The organism is Acidobacteriota bacterium, from assembly GCA_016196035.1.
In the GTDB taxonomy this organism is placed as follows: Bacteria; Acidobacteriota; Blastocatellia; order RBC074; family RBC074; genus JACPYM01.
The window spans coordinates 34,098-59,234 of record JACPYM010000076.1 but is presented as its reverse complement, the minus strand read 5'-3'; the positions used below and the strand labels follow the sequence as shown (position 1 = coordinate 59,234).

Below are 25,137 nucleotides of genomic sequence, written 5' to 3'. Positions count from 1 at the left end.
TTGACCCGTGCCGGCATTGAGCGTCCAACCTGCGGGTAATACGCCTGCGCTCACACTCCAGGCAATCGCGCCCGTGCCGCCCGTTTGCGTGAGCGTTTGGTTGAACGTCACGCCCGCCACGGCGACGGGCAAGCTGGCCGGGTCGACCGTAATCACGGGGCAGTTGCCGGCGATTTGCTGGCAGGCCGAGAATTCCGACGTGTTGCCATTGGCATCGGTGGCGGTGGCGGCGACGAACGATTTGCCCATCACCGGCGTGACGGACGCGGTGAAGTTGCTCGGCGCGTTGACGTTGATGAAACCGAGATAGACTTCGCCGTTGCCGGAAGCGTTGCAGGTCGTGTTGGCGAAGAACTCAATACGCACCGGGTAGGTCGTGTTGGCAGCCAAACTGTCGAGCGAACCTTGAATGTCGCCCGTCGCGCTGACAGAAGCGAGTACGGGGAAGTTTTGCAGGTTGTTCGGGCCGGCATCGGCATCGCCGTTATCGTTGGCCGTCACGCCGTCGTCTTTCAAATCAATGCCGAGGCCGCCGTTGTTGTAGATGGCATTGCCGAGGATCGCGTGACCCGTTTCGGCAAAGCCGTGGGAGTTGGTAATGCGCACGCCGTCACCGCCATTGTTGGCGATGCGATTGCCCGCGCCCGCCGCCGTGCCGCCAATCAGGTTGTTCGTATCGCCTGCAAAGAGGCCATCGTAAATCCAGACGCCCGGTCCCGAGTTGCCGAGCGGATTGCCGGCGGCATTGACGCCGATGGCATTGCCGCTGACTTGGTTGTTCGCGCCGCTGCCATTGCCGAGCACCACACCCGCGCCATTATTGCCGGCGATAACGTTGCCGCGAATGATATTCCCGCTGCCGCTGCTAACAGAGACTCCGGCGGCAAAATTTGGCAGCGCCTGCACACCTGCGGCATTGGTACCGATGAAATTGCCTTCGATGGTAGTGGCCGTGACTGCCCCAAGAAAAACGCCTCGATTGAAATTTCCGGCAATGACATTACGCGCCGCGGGCGCCGCGCCGCCGATGAGGTTGTTGGCGGTGACGCCATTAAAGACGTCAATGAAAATGCCATATTGATTGGGCAGCGCCGCCGTGCCGCTCGCGTCGAGGCCAATGAAATTGCCCTCCACCAGATTGTTGCTGGTGTTTTGCAAATTGATGGCTGCGGCATTGCCAAAGCGGTTGAGCGCCAGACCGCGCACCGTGCTGCCGTCAGAGCCGTCCTGCAAAACGATACAGGTGGCTTGAGCGCCCGCGTTGCTCCCCTCGATTTCGATCTTCAACACCGCATTGTCGCCTGCGGGCAGGGTGTTCACGCTCGCGCCAGGTTGCGAGTAACCATCCAGCAACACAGGCTCGGTGATGTACGGCAACGAACTGGTCGGGTGAATCGTCTGCACACCCGTGCCCGTGATGTTGAAAACGATAGTGTCCAAGCCCGGCTGGCCTGCGGCACAAACATCCACCTGTATGTTGGAGTTGGCGGCAGTGATGGCTTCACGCAAGGTGCAAACGCCGTCGGGGGCGAAAGCGTCGCTCGTGCTGGTGACGGTGATCGTCGCACCGGCTGTTTTGTTCATCTGCGGGGTGGCGGACGAGGCCGTCACGTGACGCGCTTGACTTAGATTGAAGATCGCGGCGAACAGTATTGCGCTCGCGGCCAGCCCGTGCCGCCAGCGTCTCGTCGTGTGGTTTGGGTGAATCGCTTTGCCTGCATCGTTCGGTTTCATCTCTCGCTCTCCTTGGTTGGTTCTCTTTGGGCAAAAGAAAAGGGGCGCGCCCTGGGCGTCCCCCTTTTCTTTTGCTTGTGCGGTTTCAGTGGCTGGACAGTGACGCTTATTTCAACATCCAGGCTTGGCAAGACGAGCCGGAACCCGCCGTCAACGGATAGCTGGTCAGTTGGCCCGCCGCGACTTGGCTGCTGGATTTGAAGTAGCCATTCTGGTTCTTGTTGGTGCTGTAATAGATCACCTGATTGACCGGCAAAGCTTGCTGTGTGCTGTTGGTCACGAACAGCGTTGTCGCCACATCCTTGGTGATGGCTTCGCAAGGCAGCAGCACCTTTTGCTTGACGGGCGGCGCTTTGCGCACATCAATCTGGGCGTGTCCGGTGGCCACGAATAACAACCCGATAAGCAGGCTCAAAGTGGTTAGGCCCGTAAAAATTTTGTTCGTCATGATTTGTCTCCTTGGTTGCGTGTTCAATTCATTCGTCTGAGCGATTGTTTGTCCGTGCTCTCGGCATCGAGGCCGGTCATTCTTTGCCGCTCACTAAGAGAGGCGCGAACACGACACGCCAACTATCATCACGCTGAAATAATTTTTTGAGGATTGCCGCTGCCTCGCCGCCGCACGGGTTTGCCTTTATACTGCGCGCGTTTCCAATGAATGTGTTTCCCTGCAAGAGACCTGCTTGCACACACAACGAAAGAGCGCTCGATGGATTCTTCCGCAATCAATGTGACGCGACTGCTGCTGGATTGGCGCGCTGGCGACCGGGCGGCGCTCGACCGCCTGATGCCATTGGTGTACGACGAATTGCGGCGCATCGCGCGCGCCTATTTGCGCCACGAACGGCGGGAACACACCTTGCAAACTTCGGCGCTGGTCAACGAAGCGTATCTGCGGCTGGTGGATCACGAGCAGATTTCGTGGCAGAACCGCGCGCACTTTTTCTGCGTTGCGGCGCAGGCAATGCGGCGCATCCTGGTGGATCACGCCCGTTCGCGCAATTTTGCCAAGCGCGGCGGCGCGGCGCACAAAGTCTCGCTCGACGAAGCCGCCGGCGTCGCCCTTGAACGCGCCGACGAATTGCTTGCGCTCGACGATGCCTTGCAGGACTTGGCGAAATTCGACGAGCGCAAAAGCCGCGTGGTCGAGTTGCGTTATTTCGGCGGCCTGAGCGTCGAAGAAACCGCCGAAGCGCTCGGCATCGCGGCCATCACCGTGATCCGCGATTGGAATACAGCGAAAGTCTGGCTGTTGCGGGAAATGAGCAAAGGTGCAGCCGATGACGCCTGAACGCTGGCAACGCATTGACGCTATCCTGCCCGAAGCGCTGGAACGCCCGCCTGCCGAGCGCGCGGCTTTTCTCGCCGCAGCGTGCGCGGGTGATGACGATTTGCGGCATGAACTCGAATCGCTACTCGGCTTCCAACAACGCGCTGAAAATTTCATTGAAGCGCCGCCGGGGGAATTGGCCGCCGATTGGCTGGCGGGCGAAGACTCACGTACCGGTTTGACGTTGGGCCATTACCAACTCCTTCGCCAACTCGGGCGCGGCGGCATGGGCGTGGTTTATCTGGCGCACGACCGGCGTTTGCGCCGTCAAGTCGCCCTCAAACTATTGCCCGCGCGTTACACGCAGGATGCCGCGCGGCTCAGCCGCTTTCGCCAGGAAGCGCGCGCCGCCTCGGCGCTCAACCATCCGAACATTCTGACCATTTACGAAATTGGCGCAGCGGCGGGCGTCCATTTCATCGCCACCGAATTTGTCGCAGGCCAAACGCTGCGCGCCTTGCTGAAAGCGGGTCAACTGACGCTGGGCGCGGCGCTCGAAATCGTGCGGCAAACCGCCCAGGCGCTCGCCGCCGCGCATCGCGCGGGCATCGTGCACCGCGACATCAAACCCGAAAACCTCATGCAACGCGCCGATGGTTACGTCAAAGTTCTCGACTTCGGCCTGGCAAAACTGACCGACACGACTGCCGCTGGCCCGAGCTATGACACGACCACTTCTTCGGCCCTGCGCACGCAACCCGGTGCCGTGCTGGGAACCTTGACATACATGTCGCCCGAACAGGCGCGCGGGCTGGAAGTAGATGGTGGCGCGGACTTGTTCAGCCTTGGCGTAGTGCTTTACGAACTGCTGACCGGTCGCGTGCCGTTTGCGGGCGAGACGCCCAGTGACGCCCTCGCCGCCCTGCTCACCCAAGAACCCGCGCCGCTGGCCGCGCATTTGCCCGGCTTGCCCGCCGGGTTGCAACCCATCGTGCAACGCGCCCTGCAAAAGCGCCGCGCCGACCGTTATCGAGACGCCGACGAATTCGGCGCCGCCCTGGCTGCACTCAAACAGGAATTGGCTGCGCCAGTTCAACGTCCCAGCCAAGCGGCGTATTTGGAGATGTTCGTGGGCCAAGCGCAAGCGCAGGACGAGCGGCTGACTTATCAAACCACTGCGCAGCCCATTCGCCCAACGAAACAAAGTCTGATTCATCTATTCGGCGGCACGCGTCGCCGCGTCTGGGTGGTGGCGCTGGTGGTGCTGTTGTCGTTGAGCGGCTGGTTGTTTTACCGCGCGGGCGGCTGGCGCAACTGGGGAACGGCACTGCGCTGGGGCGGCGGACAGGCTGCGCAACTGCGTTGGGAGAGCGAGCAGCCTTCGGTTGCCGTCCTGCCTTTCGCCGATCAGACGCACGACGCGCAATTGCAAGACCTGCCCGACGGGTTGACCGATGGCTTGATCAATCAACTGGCGCTGCTGCCAGACCTGCGCGTGCTGTCCGGCGCGGCGGTCTTCACTTACAAAGGCCGGGCCGCCGCGCCCATGCAAGTGGGCCAAGACCTCAAGGTGCGCGCCGTCGTAAGCGGGCGTGTGCAGGCGCAGGCGGGCGAATTGCTCGTCAATGTCGAATTGACCGACACGCGCGATGGCACGCGCTTATGGGGCAAGCAATACCAGCGCCCCTTGGCTGAAGTGCAAACGTTGCCCACTGCACTCGCCCGCGACGTCGCGCAGCAATTGTCCTTGCGGCCCAATGATCCATCGCACCCGGAGTTCGCCAAGAGCTACACCACCGACCCGGCGGCTTACCGGCTCTATCTGCAAGGCAGTTACCAGTGGAACAAACGCACGCCAGATGGCCTGCGCCAGGCGCTGGCGCTCTTTCAGCAAGCCGTCGAAAAAGACCCGGCTTACGCGCTGGCGTATGTCGGTTTGGCTGACGCTTACATCACGCTCGGCACCTACCACGTGCGCCCGCCCGGCGAAGTTTACCCGGCGGCCCGCGAGGCCGTGACCCAGGCCCTGCGTATTGACGAAGGGCTGGCTGGGGCGCATACGGCGCTGGGCAAAATCATCAGCGACTATTACTGGGATTGGCCGCAGGCGGAAAAAGAATTTCAGCGCGCTCTCAGCTTGAATGCGAATTCAGCGACGGCACATGGCTGGTATGCAAGCTGGTTGGAAAATGTGGGACGCCTTAACGAGGCAGTGCACGAAACGCAACTCGCGCTGCAACTCGACCCGCTCTCGCCCGTGGCCAACACCGAAGCAGCCGTGGCGCTTTATCGGGCGCGCCGTTACGGCGAAGCCCAAGCCCTGTTGCAGCAGACGCTCAGCCGCGAACCGAATTACCTGACAGCCCGCATCTATCTGGGCTTTTGTTATCGTCTGCTCGGTCAGTACGAAGCCTCGCGGAACGAATTTCAAAAGGGCCTGGCGCTGGCGCCGCAGAGCGCGAGCCTGATCGGGCTGTATGGCAGCGCCTGCGGGCTGGCGGGCCATCGTGACGACGCGCTCCAAGCGCTGGCGCAATTGAATAAAATGGCTCAGCACACCTACGTGCCTCCAATTGCCCAAGCCGGCGTGACGGTGGGGCTGGGCGATGTGGATGCCACCTTCGATTGGTTGGCCAAGTGCCTGGCCGAACGCAGTCCGGTGCTCGGCGGGTTGAAAACAGATCCGATGTTCGACCCGGTGCGTGCGGACGCGCGTTTCGCCGCCCTCTTGCAGCAAGTGGGGTTTCAATAAGGTGGCGGCAAACCAAAGTAAAGAACTGTCGGTCGGCACGAAAGCTGCGGCTTCTCACTTAGCAATGGCGCGAGAGGCCGCAGCTTTTCGATTGAATGGCCCAAGTCTTAGTCAATGGTGCCAGACAAACATCATCTCACCCCATAGGCGGGCACAGGTACATCGCCGCTTTGCCCTTGGTTTTGAATCAGAAATGAACCATTGCTGCTGCGTTTGACGAACCACGTGCCACTGCGCCGCCACACTGCAATATCCGCCTTGCCGTCTCCGTCGTAATCGCCCGGCGTCGGAATATCAAAGTACGGCGCATAATTCGCCCCCCACAAATCCAAGATAGGCAGCCCGTCCGAGGACTTGCGGATGTACCAGATCGAATCCGCCCCGCGCCAGATCGCCAAATCCGCTTTGCCGTCGCCGTCATAATCCGCCGGCACCGGCGTGTCGAAATACGGCGCATAGCCTGCGCCCCATTGAATGCTGGTCACGGTGTTGGTCGAACTGTTCAGGATGATCCAATTGGGCGCAGGCGCAATCGCTCCAGGTCGGAAAACAGCCAGGTCGGTCTTGCCATCGCCATCGTAATCAGCGGGCACCGGGATGTCGTCTTGTTGCCCGTGCGTGACGATCATGTTCTGCCCATCGCTGCTGCGCCGCACGAACCAGGTGCCACTGCGCCGGAAGACCGCGATGTCGGTCTTACCGTCGCCGTCGTAATCGCCGGGCGTCGGGATGTCGAAATACGGCGCGTAGTTCGCGCCCCAGAATTGCAGGATGGCTTGGCCGTCGCTGCTCTTGCGGATGTACCAGATCGAATCCGCGCCGCGCCAGATGGCGTGATCGGCTTTGCCATCGCCATCGTAATCGCCCGGCACGATGTCATCGAAGTAAGGCGCATAACCCGCGCCCCATTGCTGCGTGACGGTCAGGCCATTGCTGCTGTTGATGACGCTCCAATTCGTCAGCGGCGGCGCGGCGCTGGGACTGAAAATGCTCAGATCGGTTTTACCGTCGCCGTCGAAATCGGCTTTTTTGGCTTTAGCCAGTACCGCTTGATTGATCGTCAGCGGATATGTGTGGGCGCTCAGGCAAATGTTGGCATCAGTGGCTGTGATCGTGAAGTTGAAGAGGCCCGCTGTGGTCGGCGTGCCTGCCAAGACGCCTGCGCCAGAGAGCGTCAAGCCGTTCGGCAAGGCCCCCATACTGACGCTGAAACTGTACGGTGCCACGCCGCCGCTGGCCATAAACGTCTGATTTGGATAAACCGCGCCGGTCGTGCCGCCGGGCAAACTGGCCGGATTGACCGTAATCGTGGGACAGCCCACATTGAGCGTAAACGAAGCATCGGTCGTCGCGCCGCAATTGTCCGTCGCACGAATGATGAGCGTGTGAATGGTCGCTGGCGCGGCGTTGGTGATAACGACGACGCCCGCTCCGGTCACAGTTGGCGCAGTGATTAGCGCAGGCGTCACACTGACCAGCGCGAAGCCGGTGATGCTGCCGTTGTCAATGGCGCTTGCAGGGGAAACGTTGAGCGCCCCGCCCGCACTGACTGCTTGATTGCCATAGCTCAGCGACGGTGCGCTGTTGGCCGTGACGGTGATATTGAGAGTTGCGTTGACCGAAGCTGCCGCATTGTCGGTGACGGTCAGCGTGAAGTTGGCGTTGGTCGCTGTGCAAGCGGCGCTCACGTTGGCGCTGACAACACCTGCCGCGTTGATGCTGAGGCCCGACACCGCCACGCCGTTGACGGTCGCGGTTGTGCCGCCGTTGACCGTGACGGCGAGCGTGCTGGCCGTTTGATCGGCATCGTTGACATTGGCGATGCTGGAATTGGAAAGCGCGCTGCCTTGCTGCCGGGTTGTTGCAACCGTGCTGATGGTTGGTAGCGTGTTGATCGTGAGCGCGTAGGCTTGCGTGCCCGTGCAACTGCCGGCATCGGTGGCCGTGATTGTGAAGTTGAAGGTGCCGCCTGCATTGGGCAAACCGCTCAAGACCCCAGCGCTGCTTAAACTCAAACCGCCGGGCAACGCGCCCGCCGTGAGCGTGAAGGTGTAAGGCGCGCCACCGCCGCTGGCCAGCAGTGTTTGGTTGTAGCTCGTGCCAACTGTGCCGCCGGGCAATGTCGCCGGTGAGATGGTGATGGTCGTGCACCCGCCGCTCGCGGTTCCGCCCCAGAAGCCGCCAGAGATTGAGTAACTGCCGGCGCTCGACGCGCCCAACGTGCTCTGGCCGGCAGTGCCGGTTAATTCATTGCTGCCGCCCGTGCTCGTGCCGCCGCCGCCTGGCAGGACGGCTTGCGTCAGGTTGTAACTGCCGCCGGATTGCACCGGCTCAAACGCCGTTTCAATGGGCTGGCTGGCTGCCAGTTCAGCAGCCTTAGTTGGTTTTCTGGCTGTATTGACGCCCACGTGCTGGCCGAGCGCTGCGGACAGGCTGGCCGCACGACGCGTGCTCTCCAGCATCCGGTGCGCGTAAATGGTCAAGCCGGACAGCGCCAGCAGCGCGCAGAGCAGGGCGATTCGATAACGTCTGGTTGGGAGCTTCATAACTTTGTCCTTTGGATCAAGTGCGATGATTGATCGCCTGCGGATCAGGCGGCGTCCCGCGACCGGCGCGCCAGCCGATCACTCTGGGCGGGGCCTGCGACCAGGCGCATCACGGCGTACCCCAGGGCGACTATGCCGACATACGTCGCGGCGTCGGCCAGTACGGGTGCGACGCCCGGTGCGAAGACCATCCACTCCGGGAACGCCGCCACGATCAGGTAATCACGCGGCGGGCCGATGACTGCCACCGCGCCCAGAAACACTGCCAGCCCGCGCCACCCGAACCGTCGGACCACCCGCCAGATGATCAGGTAGGTTGGGGTCATCGAGATGGCAAGCCCAAGGTACAACTGCAGCCGGAAGTACGGCACCGAGCCGGACGGCACCCGCCACCAACCTTGCGCCTCGCCGAACACAATCGCACCCAGCGCCAGCAACCCCGCCGCCGCTCCGCCGGCCAGTGCCCCCACGATGCGCCACGCCGTCGCACGCGTGAAGTAGATGACTGCGCCTAGCAAGGCCAGATACAGGCAATCCATTAAGAGAATCTGCTGCGTTGTCATACGAGGCTACCTCCACCGCCCAACTTTGTCGGTTGGGCGGAAGCTGTCCGACAAGCTGCCAGCTTGTCGCAGGTTTGGCCGTCAAACCCATTGATTCCGTAGTCGAGACCACGACAAGCTGGCAGCTTGTCGGACACTCGGCGAATTCGCCAGCAGGATTTTTGATCGCCTGCGCAGCAGCTTACTGGTTATTGGGCCGCGCGGCTGGCGCAGCGGCTTTGTTGGTTTGTTCCCGCTGTCGGCCTTCGCGCTCTTCCTTCAATCGCTTCATCAGCACGGGATCGTCCGCCCATGAAAGTCCTTTTTCTTCGGGCTGACCAAAGAGTTCGGGATGCTGATAGGTGCCCCGCTCTTTCTCCGGCTTGTCTTGCTCGACGACCATTGGGTGGGCCTTCATATACGCATCCTGCCGGATGCCGGTGACTTGCCACGAAACCTTCACACCCGGCTTGTCTGTCTTGATAGTGAATTGGTTATGCGCAATCTCACTGGCGACGATGGCCTGCGCGAACTGGCCGAGTACGGTCAACTGGTAACGGAAGTCGCGATTCAGCGCTTCAAAGTAGCTCGGCAAGGTGACAGTCGCGGTGCCGTTGGAATCGGTGGTGATGGTGCCGTCGTATAGGTTCTTCACATCCGACGACTCGATAGCCGCGTGGACCAGGTATTTATTGGCCGGGTCGAGCGGGTGATCAATTTTGAAATTCTTTGTGCCATACACATATAGCTCGGTTGTCACAATTACGGTCCCGTCGAAATAACCGGCATAATATAGCGTTGCAACGCCATGCACGCCCCTTTCGCCAACGCCAGTTACTCCGTATGCAACGCCGCCGGAATAATTTTGACCATACACACCAGAACTGTTACCGGCGTTTGTAGTGCCATAAATGCCATGATTGTTGGTGCTTTGCCCAAAAACTCCGTAGCCGCTGCTGCTGGCGCCGTATACGCCGTTACCGTTCGTGCTGTTGCCGGAGACACCGGTTGCCGCTCCTCTCCCATACACGCCCGTGCCTCCACTTGGGTCAGCGATTCCAGCCACGCCCGCACCATTCGTATTCGAAGCATTTCCCACGACACCCGTACCAGCAAAGGCTGAGTTTTCTCCCCAGACCCCGGCGATGGTCGGGCTTCCGGTTGCAGACCCACCATAAACTCCGCGGCCGGTGGTGCTGTTGCCGGAGACACCCGTTGCTGCCCCTCTCCCATAGACGCCTGTGCCCCCACTTGGGTCGGCGATTCCAGCCACGCCCGCGCTGTTCGTATTCAACGCGTTGCCCACGACTCCCGTGCCGTTACTGGCACTGTTCTCTCCCCATACTCCCGCTTGCGTCGAAGACCCCGATGAGGTTCCACCATAGACGCCGCGCCCGCTGGTGCTATTGCCGGAGACGCCGTTTACCGCTCCTCTTCCGTACACGCCCGTGCCTCCACTTGGGTCGGCGACTCCAGCCACGCCCGCGCTGTTCGTGTTCAACGCGTTGCCCACGACGCCAGTGCCGCCACTGGCGGTGTTCTCACCAAAGATCCCGGCGGTCGTCGGGCTCGCACCGCCGCTCTTGCCATAGACTCCTTTGCCAAGTGGGCTAGAGCCGATGACACTGGTAGCCGAGAGCGTCCCGCCTGCAGTGCCATTGCCGCTGATGTTGAAATCGCTAAGGGCCTGCGATGTGGTCGTGTTCTGAATGTAATTCGTACTGCTCGCGGGCACGGCCGCCACCGGAATCGTGCCGGTAATTTTGCTGCCCGCGACGGTGGCAATCTTGGCATCGGTCACGCTGCCATCGGCCAGTTTGGCGGTCGTCACTGCATTTGTGGCTAGCTCGGTAACGCTGACGCCGCCGGGTGTGAGGCCGACCGTCACGGTCCCGCTCGTGCCGCCACCGCTCAAGCCCGTGCCAGCGGTCACGCCGGTGAGCGTGCCACCAGAATTGGCATCCGCCACCAATTCAAAACTCGCTGGGTTGACGCCGTCATTCTTGTAGCGCAAGACCTTGCCGTTATCGGCCAGCACCGGCGTTGGCAACGGCAGATTCCGCAGCTTCGCCACCGTGGTCGTGCCTTGATTGCCGGTCACATCCCCAGCCAGTGCGCCGCTGAAGTTCTGGGCTGTGGTGGCGTTCGTCGCGTTGGTTGCATTCGTGGCGTTGGTTGCATTCGCGCTATTGACGGCGTTCGTGGCATTGGCTACCGCGCCGGTGATCTTGCCACCGCTCACCGCAACGATCTTCGCATCAGTGATGCCATTGTCAGCCAATTGCGCCGTACCGACGCCGCCGCTCGCAATGTTCAGGGTGACGTTGCCGCTCGCCCCGCCCCCGCTCAAGCCCGTGCCCGGCGTGACCCCCGTGATCGTGCCGCCCCCGCCCCCGCCAGAAACGTTGTCGGTATCCGGCTCCCATTGGTTGGTCGTGCTGTTGAATTTGAGCACCTGCCCGCCGAGCGGAGCCGTGCTGGCCACTGTTTGCCCTCGCAGCTTGCCGACAGTCGTTGCGCCCTGCGTGCCCGTCACATCCCCGGCCAGCGCACCGCTGAAGTTGACGGCGGTCGTAGCGTTGGTAGCGTTGGTGGCATTTATCGCGGTCGTAGCGGTCGTAGCGGTCGTCGCATTGACGGCATTGGTGGCATTGGCGACTGCGCCCGTGACATTCGCACCGGGCATCGTGGCCGTGGTGAGCACACCAGTGATTTTGCTTCCCGCAACATCCACAATCTTCGCGTTACTGACGCTGCCATCGGCTAGCTTCGGGTTGGTCACGCTGCCATCAGCCAACTTGGGCGTTGTCACCGCGTTGTTGGCGATGACCGTCGCGCTTTGCGTTCCCATCACCTCGCCCGCCAAACTCCCGCTGAAATTGACGGCTGTGGTCGCATTGCTCGCGCTCGCCGCATTCAAACTCTGCATGGCATAGGGTGTCGAGGTAATGGATTGGCATGGTGTGAGTATCGTGAATGCGCCAGTGCTCACCCCTGGACGCACACCGATTTCCAGCCAGCGATTCGCGCCGGGAAAGGCCGCCGCGCCGAAATCGAGCGTCACGCTGAAGATGCCAGTGCTCACCGCGACATCTTCGAGTGTGACGGTCGAGTTGATTTGCGCGCCGCCGGAGAGCGCATTGTAGAGTTTGAATTGCAGGTCATACGTGCCCGTAGCCGGGCCGCCGCCATCGGTCAGCCGGCCTTGATAAGTGAAGGCAGTGCTTTGCGCCAAGGCAGAGGCAGCCAGCAGCGCGAGCGTAAGCAGCAGCGTCCAGAGGCGTGAGCTGGGTTTAGTGTGGCTGTGTTTGGGTAATGCGCTTCTCAACATAATCAGTCTCCTGACTCAGTACCTTGCCGCGCTTGGCGCTTCAGTCGGCGGTCTGAGTCATCATCTTTCCGTGGCCCAATGCCGCACGTAGGCGAAAAGCCGAGCTAAGGCTTGCCGATATTTACTGTGCCGCCTTCACTCCTGACAGTGACGGCTTTGTTAAACGAAATAATCTCAGGATAATTGCCAGCGCGAATGATGATCGTGTCGCCCGCTACGGCCGCCGCATACCCCCCCGCAACAGTGCGATAAGGATGAGCAGGCGAGCCGTCTTCATTTCCAGTCGTATTCGCCAAGTCCACATAGATCGCGTTGATGGTCAACTCAAAGGCACTGCGACCGTATGTGCCAATGCGTAGCAGCATTGAGCCAGCGGTGGAGTCAAGTGCCAGCGTGGTACAGACCACGATAGGAAGGCCCGTGCCGAGGACCTGCCATGTTGCGCCAAGGTCCGCCGTGCGCAATACCCCGGCATCACTCGCCACAATGATGGTGTGAGGTGATGTGCCGGGATAAATCACCACGGAACTTAACGGCAGGTCAGGCAAATTAGTTAATTGGTTGCCGCCGTCTGTTCCGCTGATGTCATTCCACGTGCTCCCGCCATTAGTTGTCATAAAGGCGTGCTTGGTGCGATTGGTCGGGTTGATATTACTGAAGCCGGGATAGACTACGACGACTTGGGAAGTATTGGTGGGGTCAATGGTGAGCGCACCGACACTAACCGGGCCAAGACTAGTAATTGGCGCACCGGTCACGGTATGTGCTGTCCAGGTCGGGGTCGGGGCTAGAGCATTGGATGTGCTTTGTACTGTACCGTCGGCCAGCCCCACCCACAGGGTATTGGAGTCGCTCTTCACCGTCGCGATAGCGTATGGGACGACGTTCGCTGGAAATGCGCGAATGCGGGTGAAGTTTGCGCCCGAGTCCGTGCTACGCCACAGTTGATTGTTGTTGTTTGGATTGCTTGGAGTGCCGCCACTTGTTAATAGAGTTGCGCCGTTGTTTGGATCCACAATGAGTTCGAATGTCCCATTCGGCGGGCCAGTTAAAGCTTGTATAGGAGCCCAATTGGTACCCCCATTGGTTGTCATCACGGTTGTGCTGTTATAGCGACCGTAAGCCTTCTTCGCATCGAAAGGGTCAACCGCCACAGCAAAACCGTCACCACCTGTATTGAGGTGCCACTCGGTGCCGGTGTGTATCAACGGGTTGTGCTCGGATACTCCCATGTCCTGTGCTGCTCCGTAGGTGAATCCGTTATTGGCGGCACTCCCGCGACCAATATCCATGTTGAGGAAAAGAATGGTCGCGATTCCGTCATTGATATTCATCCAGTTCCCATCATTTCCATTTTGACTTTTGGCAATGCCGCCGTCCGTCCCGACGTACAGCATGGTTGGCGCGGGGCCCGCCCAATGCGAACTCGGGCTAAACACGAGCGCGTGATGATCATCGTGTATATCGTTGCCGCCGATCGGCGTAAAGTTGGCACCTCCATCGGTGGAGCGGGACATGTTCACAAACCCGAGATAGACACGCATCGCGTCTTGGGGGTCAACACCGACCGTCAAGTCGTAGGCACAATTATTACTGCCGCAACTGAACACATTGTAAGGCTGAATTTGCGACCAAGTTCCGCCTAGGTCAGTCGTTTTATAGAGACCGTTGAACTTCGAATCATTGTTCTCAACGCTCGCGTAGATCGTTTGGTTGTTCACTGCCCCGCCAACCATAGTGGACTGTGAGATAGCGATCCTCTGGTAGTTCGTTGGCGTGTTAGGCTTGGGAGAGTTCCCAGACATAAATAGATTATTTATGCTTGGGAACGTCCTGCCGCCATCCGTAGATTTGAAAATCCCTTGACCTGATACCGCCGCATAAACAGTCGAGGCGGAGGCGGTGTCCAGCTTGAGGTCTGAGATGAACACGCCGTTTGCTCCAAGGACAGGCTGATTGTTGTTGAAGAATGGCGCAATGCCGAAGTTTTGCCCACCATCTACGGAGCAAAAAAGCCCATTGCCCGTCGCCACCAGCACCACATTGGAAGCAGGCACCACGATGCGGTTGATTCCCACCCCTGTGAATATACCGCGGGGATTGGGGGGATTGATTAGGGGATTGAGGGGGGCCGACCACGTCTCTCCCGCATCGAGCGATTTGTAGAGGCCGACAGCCTTGATATTGACGGAGGCTCCATATCGCCCGGAGCCTTCAAAGATGTCTCCCGTTCCCGCGTAGACAATGGACGGGTTGCTGGGGTCAAGCGCTACTGCACCCATAGAAAGCGAGGTCTGGAAGTCCGTTTTGGGGTTCCAACTCGCGCCGCCATTCGTAGACTTCCAGATACCACCATCATTAGTCGCAATATAGATTACTTGGTCGGTCGAGCCGCGCGGGTCAATCGCGATGTCAACCACTTCGCCGGAGTTGGGACCACTTCCCATCACGTTCTGATTGCCCGCGTCGATCTTTAGTCCGGCGGGTCCAATCTGCGTCCAGCGCGTGCCAATACCATCGCCAGGTACTGCTTGGGGAGCGGCCTTCATACGCTTGAAGTGCTCGATGCCTTGCTGCCATAGATCCGGTCGTACACGACCAGATGGATCAGTGTGTTTGCGCTGGAATTCTTGTTGGTACTTCTCCCGATCCTCTTGATCATTATCGAGTGACTGTTCGCGCTTTTGCATAGCCTGCAGTACAGCCGAGGCTGTCGAAGTCCCCACAAGCACAAGCGCACTCACACCAGGCAACAGCAGCACGCCGAGCACCAAGAGCAACTGCTTAAATTTGCGTCGTGAATTCATGGCCTTCCCCTTTTCTGATCGTGACCCCGGCTATCAATAGTGTCGCTTCGTCAGCGGACGCCAGCGGCACGCCATCGTTGAGCTATTGCAGCGTGACAAGCACGAGCACTAAGCCGCGGCCAGCCTTCAGGCCAGTCATTGCTTTGCCGATGATCGCGCCTTGCGCTTTGGCGTGATTGGTGACCTTCATCGCGTGGCCGGGGATGTTGGAGGTGGTCAGTAAATCACCGGGCTGAATGGCAGCTCGAGTGGCATCGCAATAAACCCAGACGCGGCCACTGAGCGCCACGGGCAGGGAGTTTTTCGAGCCCGACAGATCAGCTAACACCATGCCCGCCTCAAGCTTGTTTGCGCCACTGATGACGCCAGCCACGCGGCGGTTGTAGGCGCGGCGGGCAATGGCGAGTTGGCCGGGGCGGTCGGGGTCAATGGTGACCACCAAGCCTGGCTTTGCCTCTGCAACGGCATCGAAGCGCTCCGCCACATCCGAGCCAGCGACCTGGAGGACATTCATCCGACCAATTCCTTCGACAAAGAGGGCGATTTCTCCCGGAGCTACGTTTTTGAAGTAACCGCCCCAGCCTCCGGTATGTCCAAAGCCGGACACACCGACCCTTCCTGTGCCGAGCACGCCGGTGCCATTCTGGCTGCTATTGCCATACACGCCGACGACTGAGTCGGCATTGCCGGTGACATTGAAGTATCCGCCTGTGCCATCGGTGCTGCTGCCCTTTACACCGATGGAGCCGCCCTCGCCTAGCACACCAATATTGCCGCTGCTGATACCATTCACACCATAGCCACTGGTGCCGCCGTCACCATACACACCGGTACCGCCGATGCCCCACACCCCGACGCCGATGCCGTTGAGGGCGGTGCCACGCACGGCGTGGACGAAGACGCCGCTATTGACATCCAGCTTCACAAATTGAGATACGTCGGTGGTCCCAATGCCGACCCCACCGTTGGTCGTATTCATTGTTAGTCCAAAGCCCGCCCCTGTGTTGCCAAACAATCCTATGTGCGTGTCATCTGCCATTCCCACGAAAGCCCGGTCATTGGCCGGGGTCGTCTGATAGAACCAAATTCCGGCGGAGTTGCTCCCGCCTTGCCTTACCCTCATCCTGTCAGCCACGTCAAGTTTATATCCAGGCGTCGGCGTCCCGATGCCGACGTTGCCGGCACTTTGTATTACCACCCGGTCAGTCCCCCCGGATTGGAAGCGGAATGCATTGGTGGATGGTGTGTAGATATTATTAAATACCGACTCCCCGATACTGTTGATGTATTTAATGTCCAACCCTTCCAATACCGCTGATCCACTTTCGGTTGATCCCAGTTCAATAGACGGATCTACTCCAGCGGTGCCGCGCACCAGCACTTGTGCAGCGGCATTGGATGTCCCTTCTACATGAAGCCTCGCAAGAGGTGGACTCACCGTCCCGATGCCGACACCGCCGCCCGCATTCAGCCGCATCACTTCCGCCCCATTGATCCTGAAAGCCAACGGTTGGTTGTCGGTCGTTCCGAGGAAGTTGAGACTCGGAGTGCTGCCGGCGTTACCAGTCAGCGACCAGTTGTTGGCCGCGCCCCCCGTGGCAATCGTCAGCGTATTGCCGGATGGTGCAAGCGTGATGTTCGACCCCGCCGCCAGTGTCACCACGTCAAAGAGTCCGTTGAGACTCTTGACCACTTGCCCGGTGGCGATCTTCGCTCCGGTCACGGCGTTGTTGGCCAATTGCGTTGTGCCCACGCCGCTGGCGACAATCTTTGTGCTTGTCACGGCGTTGTCGGCCAACTGCGCTGTGCCCACGCCGTTCGCGGCAATCACCAGCGGGGTGCCGCTGGTGCCGTTGCCGCTCAAACTGGCATCGTGCGCGACGGCGGATAAGGCACTATTGCTGGCGGTGATCTGCGTCGTACCATCGGGAAACCGCAACCCGCCAGTCGTTGTCTCGATCACACCCGCGACGGTTAGTTTCGACCCTGGGGTGATGGTTCCGAGGCCCAGGTTGCCACTGGCGCTGAGCCGCATCAGTTCCACCGCATTGGCCTTGAAGACCAGCGGCTGATTGTCGGTGGTGCCAAGGAAGTTGGTGCCCGGCGTTGTACCCGCGTTGCCGCTCAGCGACCAATTATTGGCAGCACTGGCCGCGCTGATCGTCAGTGTGTTGCCCGCTGGTGTCAGGGTGATGTTTGAGCCGGCAGCCAGTGTGACGGAGTCAAAGAGGCCGTTGAGGCTCTTGACCACTTGCCCGGCGGCGATCCTTACACCCGTGACACAACCGTTACACGCCGCCGACAACGCATCGGCGCTGGCGGCAGTGGTCGCGTTGGTTGCGCTCGTGGCAGTTGTCGCAGTGACGGCAGCGGCGGCAGTGGTGGCATTGGCCACCACACCCGTGACATTCGCTCCGGGAATGGTGGCGGTGGTGAGCGAACCGGTGATCTTGCTGCCCGCGACATCGGCAATCTTCACATTGGTGATGCTGCCATCCGCCAGCTTCGTGTTGATCACACTACCATCGGCCAGCTTCGCCGTTGTCACCGCATTGTTGGCCAGCGCTGTAGTGTTTTGCGTGCCGGTCACCGCGCCCGCCAAGGTCCCGCTGAAATTAACGGCGGTGGCGGCATTCGTCGCATTAAGCGCCGTTGCCGCGTTCAGACTCTGCAAGGTGTACGGTGTTGACGTGATGGGTTGGCGCGGCGTGAGTAACGTAAAGGCGCCGGTGCTCACGCCCGGTCGCACGGCGATTTCCAGCCAGCGGCTCGCGCCCGGGAAGGCTGCTGCGCCGAAGTCGAGCGTCACGTTGAAACTGCCCGTGCTCACCGCGACATCTTCGAGCGTGGCCGAGGTGCCGACCTGCGTGCCGCCGCTCAGTGCATCGAAGAGTTTGAATTGCAGGTCATACGCGCCCGTAGCCGGGCCGCTGCCATCAATCAAGCGACCCTGGTAGGTAAACGAAGTGGTTTGCGCGAGCGTCACACTACTGCCAAGCAGTAATAACAGCGGCAGCATGACGAATTGAGCAAAACGAGTATTAGCGATGAAGTTCATTGAACGTGACTCCTTGAGTTGCCAAGTAATCGAAGCGTCCTGGGCACGCGAGAAATTAGGCGATATTCCGCAGCGCGTGCTTTTCAGCCTTTGGTGCGCGGAGAGGATCAAGCTGAGGATGGCCGCAGACTTGAGCGCCTTTGGCGGCGGTGCATTGGTTGAGCGTCGCTTTGAACCCGGCGATTTGATTCTTCAACCAACGATCTGGCGCTGGGCGGCACGAATGTTCGTACCGCCCGCTTAGGTGCGAGTTATACCCCTGCTCCATGCCGGTTAGGCAATGGGGTGAGGAATGGGGCTAGGGATTTCGACGCAAATGATCTGCCCGCGGAAGCGGATGCAGTAGCGCCGAGCGGACTGAATCGCCTCGGCCACGTTGGCGACGTGGTCATGTTCTCCGGCGTGTTCCGTGACGTGAATCCCCAGCGCTGCCAATCGCTCTCCCGCGACCTGCGCATCCACGCTCTTGAGCGGGAACTGTTTCTGCATCGGCGCGAGCATTTGATGTAGTGCGCCTTTCGCCTTTTCGTTTAATGCTTCGGAGAGCACGGCGATAGCGTGCAAGGCGGCGCCTTCTTGTAGTTCAGTCGCCACCAACCCTTCCTTGGGCGCGGGGTCGCCGCCGTGGATCGCCAGATACAAGGCGATCAGCCACGCCGCGTCGCGCTCGTGTGTCAGACGGATGTTCTTGATGTTTGCATTCATTGTTGTTCCTCCTCCGGCTGCGCCGGATGTAAAAGTAAGGTCATTTCATTCTTCCGACTAGCTTTCAGTTCTCACACAGAACGAACCGCTCTTCGTCACGTCTTCGTCACGCCACTACAGATACTCCAAAGAGCGCTCAGCGGTCGCCACATGAATTGGTGGTAATCTTTTTTCAGGAGGCGTGAGTCAGGAGGAGAAGGACAGTCTAAGTCAGTCGCTGACGTATGGCTTTGACGACCGCCTCAGATTTGGAGTGGACTTGCAGCTTCTCGTAGATGTGCCGGATGTGAAAGCAGATGGTGTTGAAACTGACGCCCAGGTGGATTGCGGCTGTTTTGTAGTTGTGGCCTTCGACCAGCAACTTCAAGAGCCGCGTCTCGTGCGGCGTCAGGTGATAATCGGCGTGCGCGGGCGGGTGAACCTGGCGGAACAACGTGACGACGCGGCGCGCGATTTCGGGCGTCATGGGCGCGCCGCCTGCGGTCGCTTCCGTGAGACTTTCCAGCAAACGCGTAGGTGGCGTCTTTTTCAATAAATAACCGCAAGCCCCAGCGCAGAGCGCCTCGAAGATGCGGTCGTCATCGTCGTAGACCGTGAGCATCAACAGCAGCAACGTGGGATAGCGTTCTTTCAGAATACGGACGCCTTCGATGCCGGACATGCCCGGCAGGCCGATGTCTACCAGCGCGATATCCGGCAGCGCCGCGCCAATCTTGGCGAGCGTCTCTTCCATTGTCCGAAAGCTGCCTGTGCAGTGGTAGCCGGCGGTGCCGCCAATCAAGCTGGCGAAGCCTTCGCGCAACGCGCGCACGTCTTCGATGATCGCCACCCGAATGACAGTGGGGATGATCGCGGGCGATGGCGATCCGTCATTCTTCAAGGTCAGAGTTTCTTCGGCCATATTGGTTACTGCTTGTTTACGGCGTTCCGCGCGCGCCAGCCTACGCCAGCAACGCGCGTGCGTCACCGCATGAATATGTGGGAGGTGGAAAGAAAGCGAAGGACAGCAAGTGTGTGCGTCACCCTTTCAGCGGCGGCCCAATGGCGCGTTGAGCTTAACTGTGGCGCCCGCCCCCTGAGACGAGCTTATCTCCAATCTGCCGCCCAGCTTGAGCGCCCGCTGGCGCATGTTCGTCAAGCCATTGCCGTCGCTCGCCTGTTCAGGGTCGAACCCCTGCCCGTTGTCACTCACCCGTAATATCAATTGGCGGGCTTCGACTATGAACTCGATTTCGACTTTCGTACAGGCAGCATGGCGGAGCAGATTGTTGACGCTCTCTTTGAAGATCAGAAATACTTCGCGGCGCGTGTCGGCTCCCAGCTTGATGTCTGCTGGCGGGCCAGGAGCGCTAAAGTCGAAGGCGATGTCGCGCGCGGTGAAGACATCGCTGGCGAAACGGCGCATACGGTAGGTCAAATCGCTGAGACGATCGCGGGTGGGATTGATCGCCCAGACGATGTCGTTCAGCGAATCCACCAGGCCGCGCGCCAGTTCGGCAATCAGCGTGAGCGGCTCGGTCACACGCAAGTCCTGGCCGAGCCGTTGGTGGATTACTTCGCTCAGCACGGAAATTTGCGAGAGGCTCGACCCGATGTCATCGTGCAGATCAGTGGCAATGCGCGTCCGCACGCGTTCGAGTTCAATTAACCGCGCGACACGATAACGGTAGAGCGTATAAGCGGCCAGTCCACCCAGCAGCCCCGCCAAGGTGAGAAACCACCAGCGTTGCCAGAGCGGTGGCAGAATCTGGAATTGCAGCGAGGCCGGCGCAGGACTCAACCCGCCTTCCTGATTGATCGCTCGTGCTAGAAAGCGATAAGCGCCTGGTGCCAGCCGCGCATAATTGACTGAGCGCACTTCACTGGGGGCGCTCCAATCTGTATCCACACCCTCCAGCTTGTATTGGTAACGGAGCTTCTGCTCGCCTTGAAAACTCAAGGCGACATACTCGATCAGCAGATTGTTGTGCGCCGCCGGCAACGTGAACTCCGGCACGCGCAACGCTCCGGTTTCTGACAACGGCTGCTCTTCGCCAGCGACTTGCACGCGGCTGAGATAAATGGGCGGCGGGAGATTTAGGTGGCGTTCGGCGCGCGGGTCGAATTTCGACAGCCCCAGCGAGTTCGCCACCCAGATATTCCCCTTGTGATCTTTGAAGCAATGATTGATGAGATCGCTGGCCAAGCCGTCTTTGGTGTTGAAGTGGTGGATGCGCCCGGTCACCGGGTCGAGTTGATCGAGCCCCTTGCCGGTTCCCAGGTAGATGCGGCCAAAATCATCCTCGGCGATTGACCAGACCGTGTCGCTGACCAGCCCATTCGCGGTTGAGTAATTGACAAACTTCGGCGTCTCGGCGCTCGGGTCTTTGGTCATTGAGACGCCCTTGTACCGCAGCCCGATCCAAAGCCAGCCCCGGCTGTCCAGGAAGAAGGCGCGCGGGTCGGTTTCAGGCAGTCCGGCGGTCGGCTGAAGGGCCTCGATTTGCCCTTTCACAATTCTCCCGATTCCACCGTAATGCACGCCCAGCCAGAGCGCTTGCGACCGGTCGCTCGTCAACAACAATGTTTCGTTGAAGGGCGGAATAAGGCGCACGGGCAGATGCTCAAACACGGCGCGCCCTTGCCGCGCTAAATCCAACCGATAGAGATTGCCATCTGTCGTGTAGGCCCACAACTTTCCGGCCTGAACTTCATGAAGCACAACGTAAGCCTTGAAACTGGCGGCGGAGACGCCAGCCGGTGGAGCGAGTGGGGTGCCGTGGCGCAGTTGCAGATCGGCCCCCCGGAAGCACAACCAACCCTCGGTGGTGGCGATCCACCAGTCGCCGGGGCTTTCCGGAAACAAAAAGCTATTCTTGAATGGCGGGGCTTGCGAGCCGGCAAGCGGCACCGCTTTCTCTGCCCTGATCTCCACCAGACCGCCATACGAGACGCTCGCATAGATGCGTCCTTGCTGATCCTCGACGACCTGGAGGACACGGTTATTAGGCAATCCTTCGGTTTTGGTGTAGCTGACGATTAGTTCACCTGCCAGTTTGCAAACCCCGCCCCCCTCCGAGCCAATCCATAGATTGCCGTCACGATCTTCAGCCAAAGCCCGGATGAAGTTATCGCTCAGCCCCTGTGCGGTCGTGTAGACCGTTTGCCGGCCATCCTGGCACTTGACCAGCCCGTTCAAGGTGCCGATCCAGAGCGCCCCGGCGGAATCAATGTGCAGCGCAAAAATTCCATCTTCAGGCTTGAACGCTAGCGGCAGCCGCTGCCAACGCCCACGGCTCTGGCCATCTGTGGGCGCGCTGAATTCGAACACCGCGCTCTTATTGGCGACCAGCAAACGTCCCTGGCGATCCTCAATGACACATTGAATCTGATAGTGGCCGACCTCATCGGCTGGGCCATATTTGATGAGCTGATTCTGGACGACCTCGATCAACTCGGTTTCGATCCCGAACCAGAGCCGCCCGTGACTGTCAGCGTAAGCCGCCATCTCAGTAGCGACGGTCCGGTGAGGCACGACGATCTCGAACTTGAGATCGCCGGAGTTGCTCGGCATCCCGCGATAAAGCCCACCATCAGTGACGCACCAAAGATTATTGCTGGCATCAAAGACCAGCGCATTGACACGGTTTGACGCCGGCGAATCGCCAACTTGATAGCTGACAAATTTCCGTTTTGAGGGCGTCGGCGCTAGGGACAGCCCGAAGCTTTCTTGCGGCTCGTCAAGCAGGCGGGCCACCCCGCCGCCATTGGTGCCAATCCAGAGATGACCTTGCCGATCCTCGGCCAGCGCATTAATCACCGGATTTCCCAAGCCCTCGCGCGTGCTGTAATTGATGAACCGATAGCCATCAAACCGGCTCAACCCTTCGCGCGTGCCAAACCAGAGATAGCCTTTCGCGTCTTGCTGAATAGCGCTCACGTGGCTATTGGCCAGTCCGTCAGAGGCATCATAGTGACGCACAGAAAGCTGTTGGGCGTAAGCTGGAAGGAGGGCAAGCAGCAGCGCCGTTCCGCACCGTATAACGGTCAGAGTGGTGTGATTGATGAATTGCCGCAAGCAACTTTGGTTGGTTGTTCCCACGCACGGCATCATACTGTGCCAGTCATAGAGTGAGAAGGTGAGCTTGGCTACTGCGCCGCTGGCGGAGCTGACGACGAGGCGTTCGTGCGCGGTTGTCCGCATTGTCGTTTGCAAGCGTTTCGGCAGGCGTTCTATCGCCGCGGCAAAGCGCGCCTTGCTGACCGGTTTGACCAGATAGTCGAGCGCTTCGGCTGCAAAGGAGCGGAGGGCGAATTGATCGTAGGCGGTGAGAAAAATAACCTCTGGCATGCGCTCCACGCGTTCGCGCGCTTCGATGAAATAGCGAAGCGCGTGCTCAATGCCGGCGACATAGTGATAAACGGCCACTCCGAAGGGCAGGGTAGTGGAAATCCAGCCCAGCCATTGCGTGCCGGATTTTTATGACGCTGGATCATGTGCGGTACCCATATTTTACCAACGTGCCATTGGTTCGCAGGCGTCAAACAGCGCCGCAAAGATTGGTGGCTCCGATACCTTTGAATAGCTGCGGCGCAAGCCCCTCAACTTGCAACTGAATTGAAATCCGAGCTAAGGCGCGTTCACCTCAAAAACATAAAGCGTCGAGTTTTGATCTTCAGGGAGAAAGTAGGCCCGCAGCCCGCGCGCCGCCGGTTCCAGCCAAAATGGATTTTGCGTCATCGGCAAACCGCTTTCCGTCCACAACTCAAGCGGCAATTGATGGAGGGCGCGCTGGGTCGTCAGGTCAATCAACTCCAAGCCGCCCAGACTGAAGCGTAGGCCGTCTGGGCTGCGTTGGTAACTGCTCAGCCCGCCGCACAGCATTTCACTGCGCCCCAGGTATTTGCAATCCTGGTAATCAATGTAAAACGACGGATTCAAGTGGCGCTGCGCGGCGGAGTTGGTGACACGGCTTTGGGCGTCGAGCGTCCAGCGATAGAAAAACCGCGAACCCCAAGTGACAGCGTGTAAGCTGTGCGTGTCGGTGTTGTGTACGAGGCCGCCCAGGTGGTCGGCGAAGCGCAAGTCTTCGGTCGCTTTCAGCGTCGTGGGGTCAACGCGGTAGACGATGGCGCGGCTGTTAGGCCGGTATTCGGCGACGGGCACCCAAATGAATTTGCCGTCGTAATCAATGCCGCCGGGATGATAAATCGTGCCTTCGCCCAGGGTCAGATCGGCGAGCAGCTCGCCTTGCCGGTCGAATTTGAAGAGGTGCCCGACGCCTGCGCCCGTGTCGCGGTCAAAGCCATTTTGCGGACGGGCGAAGCGCTTGGTCGGTTGGGTGACTTCGACGGATGAGACATAAAAGACGTCACCAATTTTGACCAGCCCTTGCGGGTGATGGGTGTTGAAATTGATTGGCAGGGAAGCGGTCAATTGCCATTGCGAGGCGCGCGTCAACTGCTTGAAATGCGTGCTGACCAAGCGTCCCGGCAGAGTTGTTTGCGCGATAGCAAACAGGGTGAGGGAACAGCATGACAGCAGTACGCAACCAAGCCAGCGGGGCGAAATCTGATGCATAATTTCACCGGCAAAAATAAAGGGGCTAGACCAGAAGTGTTCGGCACAGTTGACTCGCGCCGCGGCGATCAAAACAGACCCGCTGCCTTTTGACAAGTGTTACGCAGGCGAAGAATTGCAAGAAAGGTTGACACCCTCTGTGTGCCGGAGGCACAGCGGATTTTAGCCGGTGGTGGAGGCCTCGCCGCAACCACCGGAAGCAGGCGCACACGCCCCGCGCCCCGGGAGGGGCGCAGGACAAGCCTCCCCAATCAACAGCCACACAACAGTGTCTAACCTTGCTCCCGTGTCCGCGCGGAAGTTGCGATAGCGTAGCGGGCAAGCTCAGTCCTGCGCCCCATCCGGGGCGCGCGTGGCTGGCGTGCCGGGTTCCGGTGGTTGTCCACCACCGGCGAATCTCCCGCGCGCCTCCGGCGCAAAGAATTGTCAAATCCGAGCCGAACTTTCTTACTGCGTAACATCAGTTACCAGAAGTTTTTCAGCGGCGTCACGCAATGGGCCGCTCCGGCATTACCGCTGACGAGCGTGTATGCCATTGCTTATCAGATTGGCCTGGGCGTATTGGATGCGTTGCACCTTGTCTGCCCCGGCGTTGAGGTCGCACGCCATCGCAAACCGCTATAAGTCAGCGTCCTCTACCGCCTTTCTTGTTTCATTTTGCTTTGTCACACCCACACGGCTGAACTTTATTTTTGCGAGCTGATTCAAACGCGCCACAGAATTCGCGTTAAGAGATGGCAGCAATAATGACGCCTGCGCTTGGCGATGGTCCTGGCGCGCGGCTGTGTCGGCAGAGATTGCTGTGTGAGAAACGTCTTTCAGAGGAATTGCT

15 protein-coding genes are annotated in these 25,137 nt (G+C 59.7%); 4 read left to right on the top strand and 11 right to left on the bottom strand.

Features of this window, described 5'->3' with window-relative positions:
* Positions 1 to 1,734: right-handed parallel beta-helix repeat-containing protein (locus HY011_23195; GenBank protein MBI3425845.1), on the bottom strand; the 1,734-nt coding region annotated here is incomplete at its 3' end.
* A 106-nt stretch (positions 1,735 to 1,840) separates the two neighbouring features.
* Positions 1,841 to 2,182, bottom strand: coding sequence for a hypothetical protein (locus HY011_23190; GenBank protein ID MBI3425844.1), 342 nt, complete (start codon positions 2,180 to 2,182; stop codon positions 1,841 to 1,843).
* A 261-nt stretch (positions 2,183 to 2,443) separates the two neighbouring features.
* On the opposite strand from HY011_23190, the gene HY011_23185 reads away from it, so the two are divergent.
* Positions 2,444 to 3,025, top strand: a complete 582-nt coding sequence (locus HY011_23185; GenBank protein MBI3425843.1) for a sigma-70 family RNA polymerase sigma factor — start codon at positions 2,444 to 2,446, stop codon at positions 3,023 to 3,025.
* Positions 3,015 to 5,756, top strand: coding sequence for a protein kinase (locus tag HY011_23180; protein ID MBI3425842.1), 2,742 nt, complete (start codon positions 3,015 to 3,017; stop codon positions 5,754 to 5,756). Before HY011_23185 ends, HY011_23180 begins: the two co-directional genes overlap by 11 nt.
* 131 nt (positions 5,757 to 5,887) lie before the next feature.
* On the opposite strand, the gene HY011_23175 is transcribed toward HY011_23180, so the two are convergent.
* From HY011_23175 to HY011_23155, 5 genes are all read right to left on the bottom strand, one after another.
* Positions 5,888 to 8,302: a VCBS repeat-containing protein gene (locus HY011_23175; protein ID MBI3425841.1), complete on the bottom strand. Its 2,415-nt coding sequence runs from the start codon at positions 8,300 to 8,302 to the stop codon at positions 5,888 to 5,890.
* A 44-nt stretch (positions 8,303 to 8,346) separates the two neighbouring features.
* Positions 8,347 to 8,865, bottom strand: coding sequence for a hypothetical protein (locus HY011_23170; protein MBI3425840.1), 519 nt, complete (start codon positions 8,863 to 8,865; stop codon positions 8,347 to 8,349).
* Positions 8,866 to 9,046: 181 nt separating this feature from the next.
* Entirely contained in the window at positions 9,047 to 12,175 is a 3,129-nt protein-coding gene (locus tag HY011_23165) for a hypothetical protein (protein ID MBI3425839.1), read from the bottom strand.
* Positions 12,176 to 12,279: 104 nt separating this feature from the next.
* Positions 12,280 to 14,982 carry a hypothetical protein gene (locus HY011_23160; GenBank protein ID MBI3425838.1) on the bottom strand — a complete coding sequence of 901 codons (2,703 nt, stop codon included), beginning with the start codon at positions 14,980 to 14,982 and terminating at the stop codon, positions 12,280 to 12,282.
* An 82-nt stretch (positions 14,983 to 15,064) separates the two neighbouring features.
* On the bottom strand, positions 15,065 to 18,040 hold the full coding sequence (locus HY011_23155) for a hypothetical protein (protein MBI3425837.1): 2,976 nt from the start codon (positions 18,038 to 18,040) through the stop codon (positions 15,065 to 15,067).
* Here HY011_23155 and HY011_23150 point away from each other — a divergent pair.
* Positions 18,030 to 18,284, top strand: coding sequence for a hypothetical protein (locus HY011_23150; protein ID MBI3425836.1), 255 nt, complete (start codon positions 18,030 to 18,032; stop codon positions 18,282 to 18,284). The genes HY011_23155 and HY011_23150 overlap by 11 nt on opposite strands.
* A 29-nt stretch (positions 18,285 to 18,313) precedes the next feature.
* Here HY011_23150 and HY011_23145 read toward each other — a convergent pair whose 3' ends face one another.
* The 4 genes from HY011_23145 to HY011_23130 all read right to left on the bottom strand — a co-directional run bounded on the left by HY011_23145 (position 18,314) and on the right by HY011_23130 (position 24,305).
* Positions 18,314 to 18,745, bottom strand: a complete 432-nt coding sequence (locus HY011_23145; GenBank protein ID MBI3425835.1) for a hypothetical protein — start codon at positions 18,743 to 18,745, stop codon at positions 18,314 to 18,316.
* Positions 18,746 to 18,950: 205 nt separating this feature from the next.
* Positions 18,951 to 19,646 carry a response regulator transcription factor gene (locus HY011_23140; protein MBI3425834.1) on the bottom strand — a complete coding sequence of 232 codons (696 nt, stop codon included), beginning with the start codon at positions 19,644 to 19,646 and terminating at the stop codon, positions 18,951 to 18,953.
* A gap of 126 nt (positions 19,647 to 19,772) precedes the next feature.
* Positions 19,773 to 23,075, bottom strand: coding sequence for a hypothetical protein (locus HY011_23135; GenBank protein ID MBI3425833.1), 3,303 nt, complete (start codon positions 23,073 to 23,075; stop codon positions 19,773 to 19,775).
* 279 nt (positions 23,076 to 23,354) lie between these two features.
* The gene (locus HY011_23130; protein MBI3425832.1) at positions 23,355 to 24,305 is read right to left on the bottom strand and encodes a hypothetical protein; all 951 of its coding nucleotides are present in this window, start codon (positions 24,303 to 24,305) and stop codon (positions 23,355 to 23,357) included.
* 423 nt (positions 24,306 to 24,728) lie between these two features.
* Here HY011_23130 and HY011_23125 point away from each other — a divergent pair, with 423 nt between their 5' ends.
* Positions 24,729 to 24,929, top strand: coding sequence for a hypothetical protein (locus HY011_23125; protein ID MBI3425831.1), 201 nt, complete (start codon positions 24,729 to 24,731; stop codon positions 24,927 to 24,929).
* Positions 24,930 to 25,137 lie beyond the last annotated feature (208 nt).

Coding starts and splice junctions, on each gene's coding strand:
- HY011_23190 (MBI3425844.1), bottom strand. CDS start 2,182: ATGACGAACAAAATTTTTACGGGCCTAACCACTTTGAGCCTGCTTATC.
- HY011_23185 (MBI3425843.1), top strand. CDS start 2,444: ATGGATTCTTCCGCAATCAATGTGACGCGACTGCTGCTGGATTGGCGC.
- HY011_23180 (MBI3425842.1), top strand. CDS start 3,015: ATGACGCCTGAACGCTGGCAACGCATTGACGCTATCCTGCCCGAAGCG.
- HY011_23175 (MBI3425841.1), bottom strand. CDS start 8,302: ATGAAGCTCCCAACCAGACGTTATCGAATCGCCCTGCTCTGCGCGCTG.
- HY011_23170 (MBI3425840.1), bottom strand. CDS start 8,865: ATGACAACGCAGCAGATTCTCTTAATGGATTGCCTGTATCTGGCCTTG.
- HY011_23165 (MBI3425839.1), bottom strand. CDS start 12,175: ATGTTGAGAAGCGCATTACCCAAACACAGCCACACTAAACCCAGCTCA.
- HY011_23160 (MBI3425838.1), bottom strand. CDS start 14,982: ATGAATTCACGACGCAAATTTAAGCAGTTGCTCTTGGTGCTCGGCGTG.
- HY011_23150 (MBI3425836.1), top strand. CDS start 18,030: ATGAAGTTCATTGAACGTGACTCCTTGAGTTGCCAAGTAATCGAAGCG.
- HY011_23155 (MBI3425837.1), bottom strand. CDS start 18,040: ATGAACTTCATCGCTAATACTCGTTTTGCTCAATTCGTCATGCTGCCG.
- HY011_23145 (MBI3425835.1), bottom strand. CDS start 18,745: ATGAATGCAAACATCAAGAACATCCGTCTGACACACGAGCGCGACGCG.
- HY011_23140 (MBI3425834.1), bottom strand. CDS start 19,646: ATGGCCGAAGAAACTCTGACCTTGAAGAATGACGGATCGCCATCGCCC.
- HY011_23135 (MBI3425833.1), bottom strand. CDS start 23,075: ATGCCAGAGGTTATTTTTCTCACCGCCTACGATCAATTCGCCCTCCGC.
- HY011_23130 (MBI3425832.1), bottom strand. CDS start 24,305: ATGCATCAGATTTCGCCCCGCTGGCTTGGTTGCGTACTGCTGTCATGC.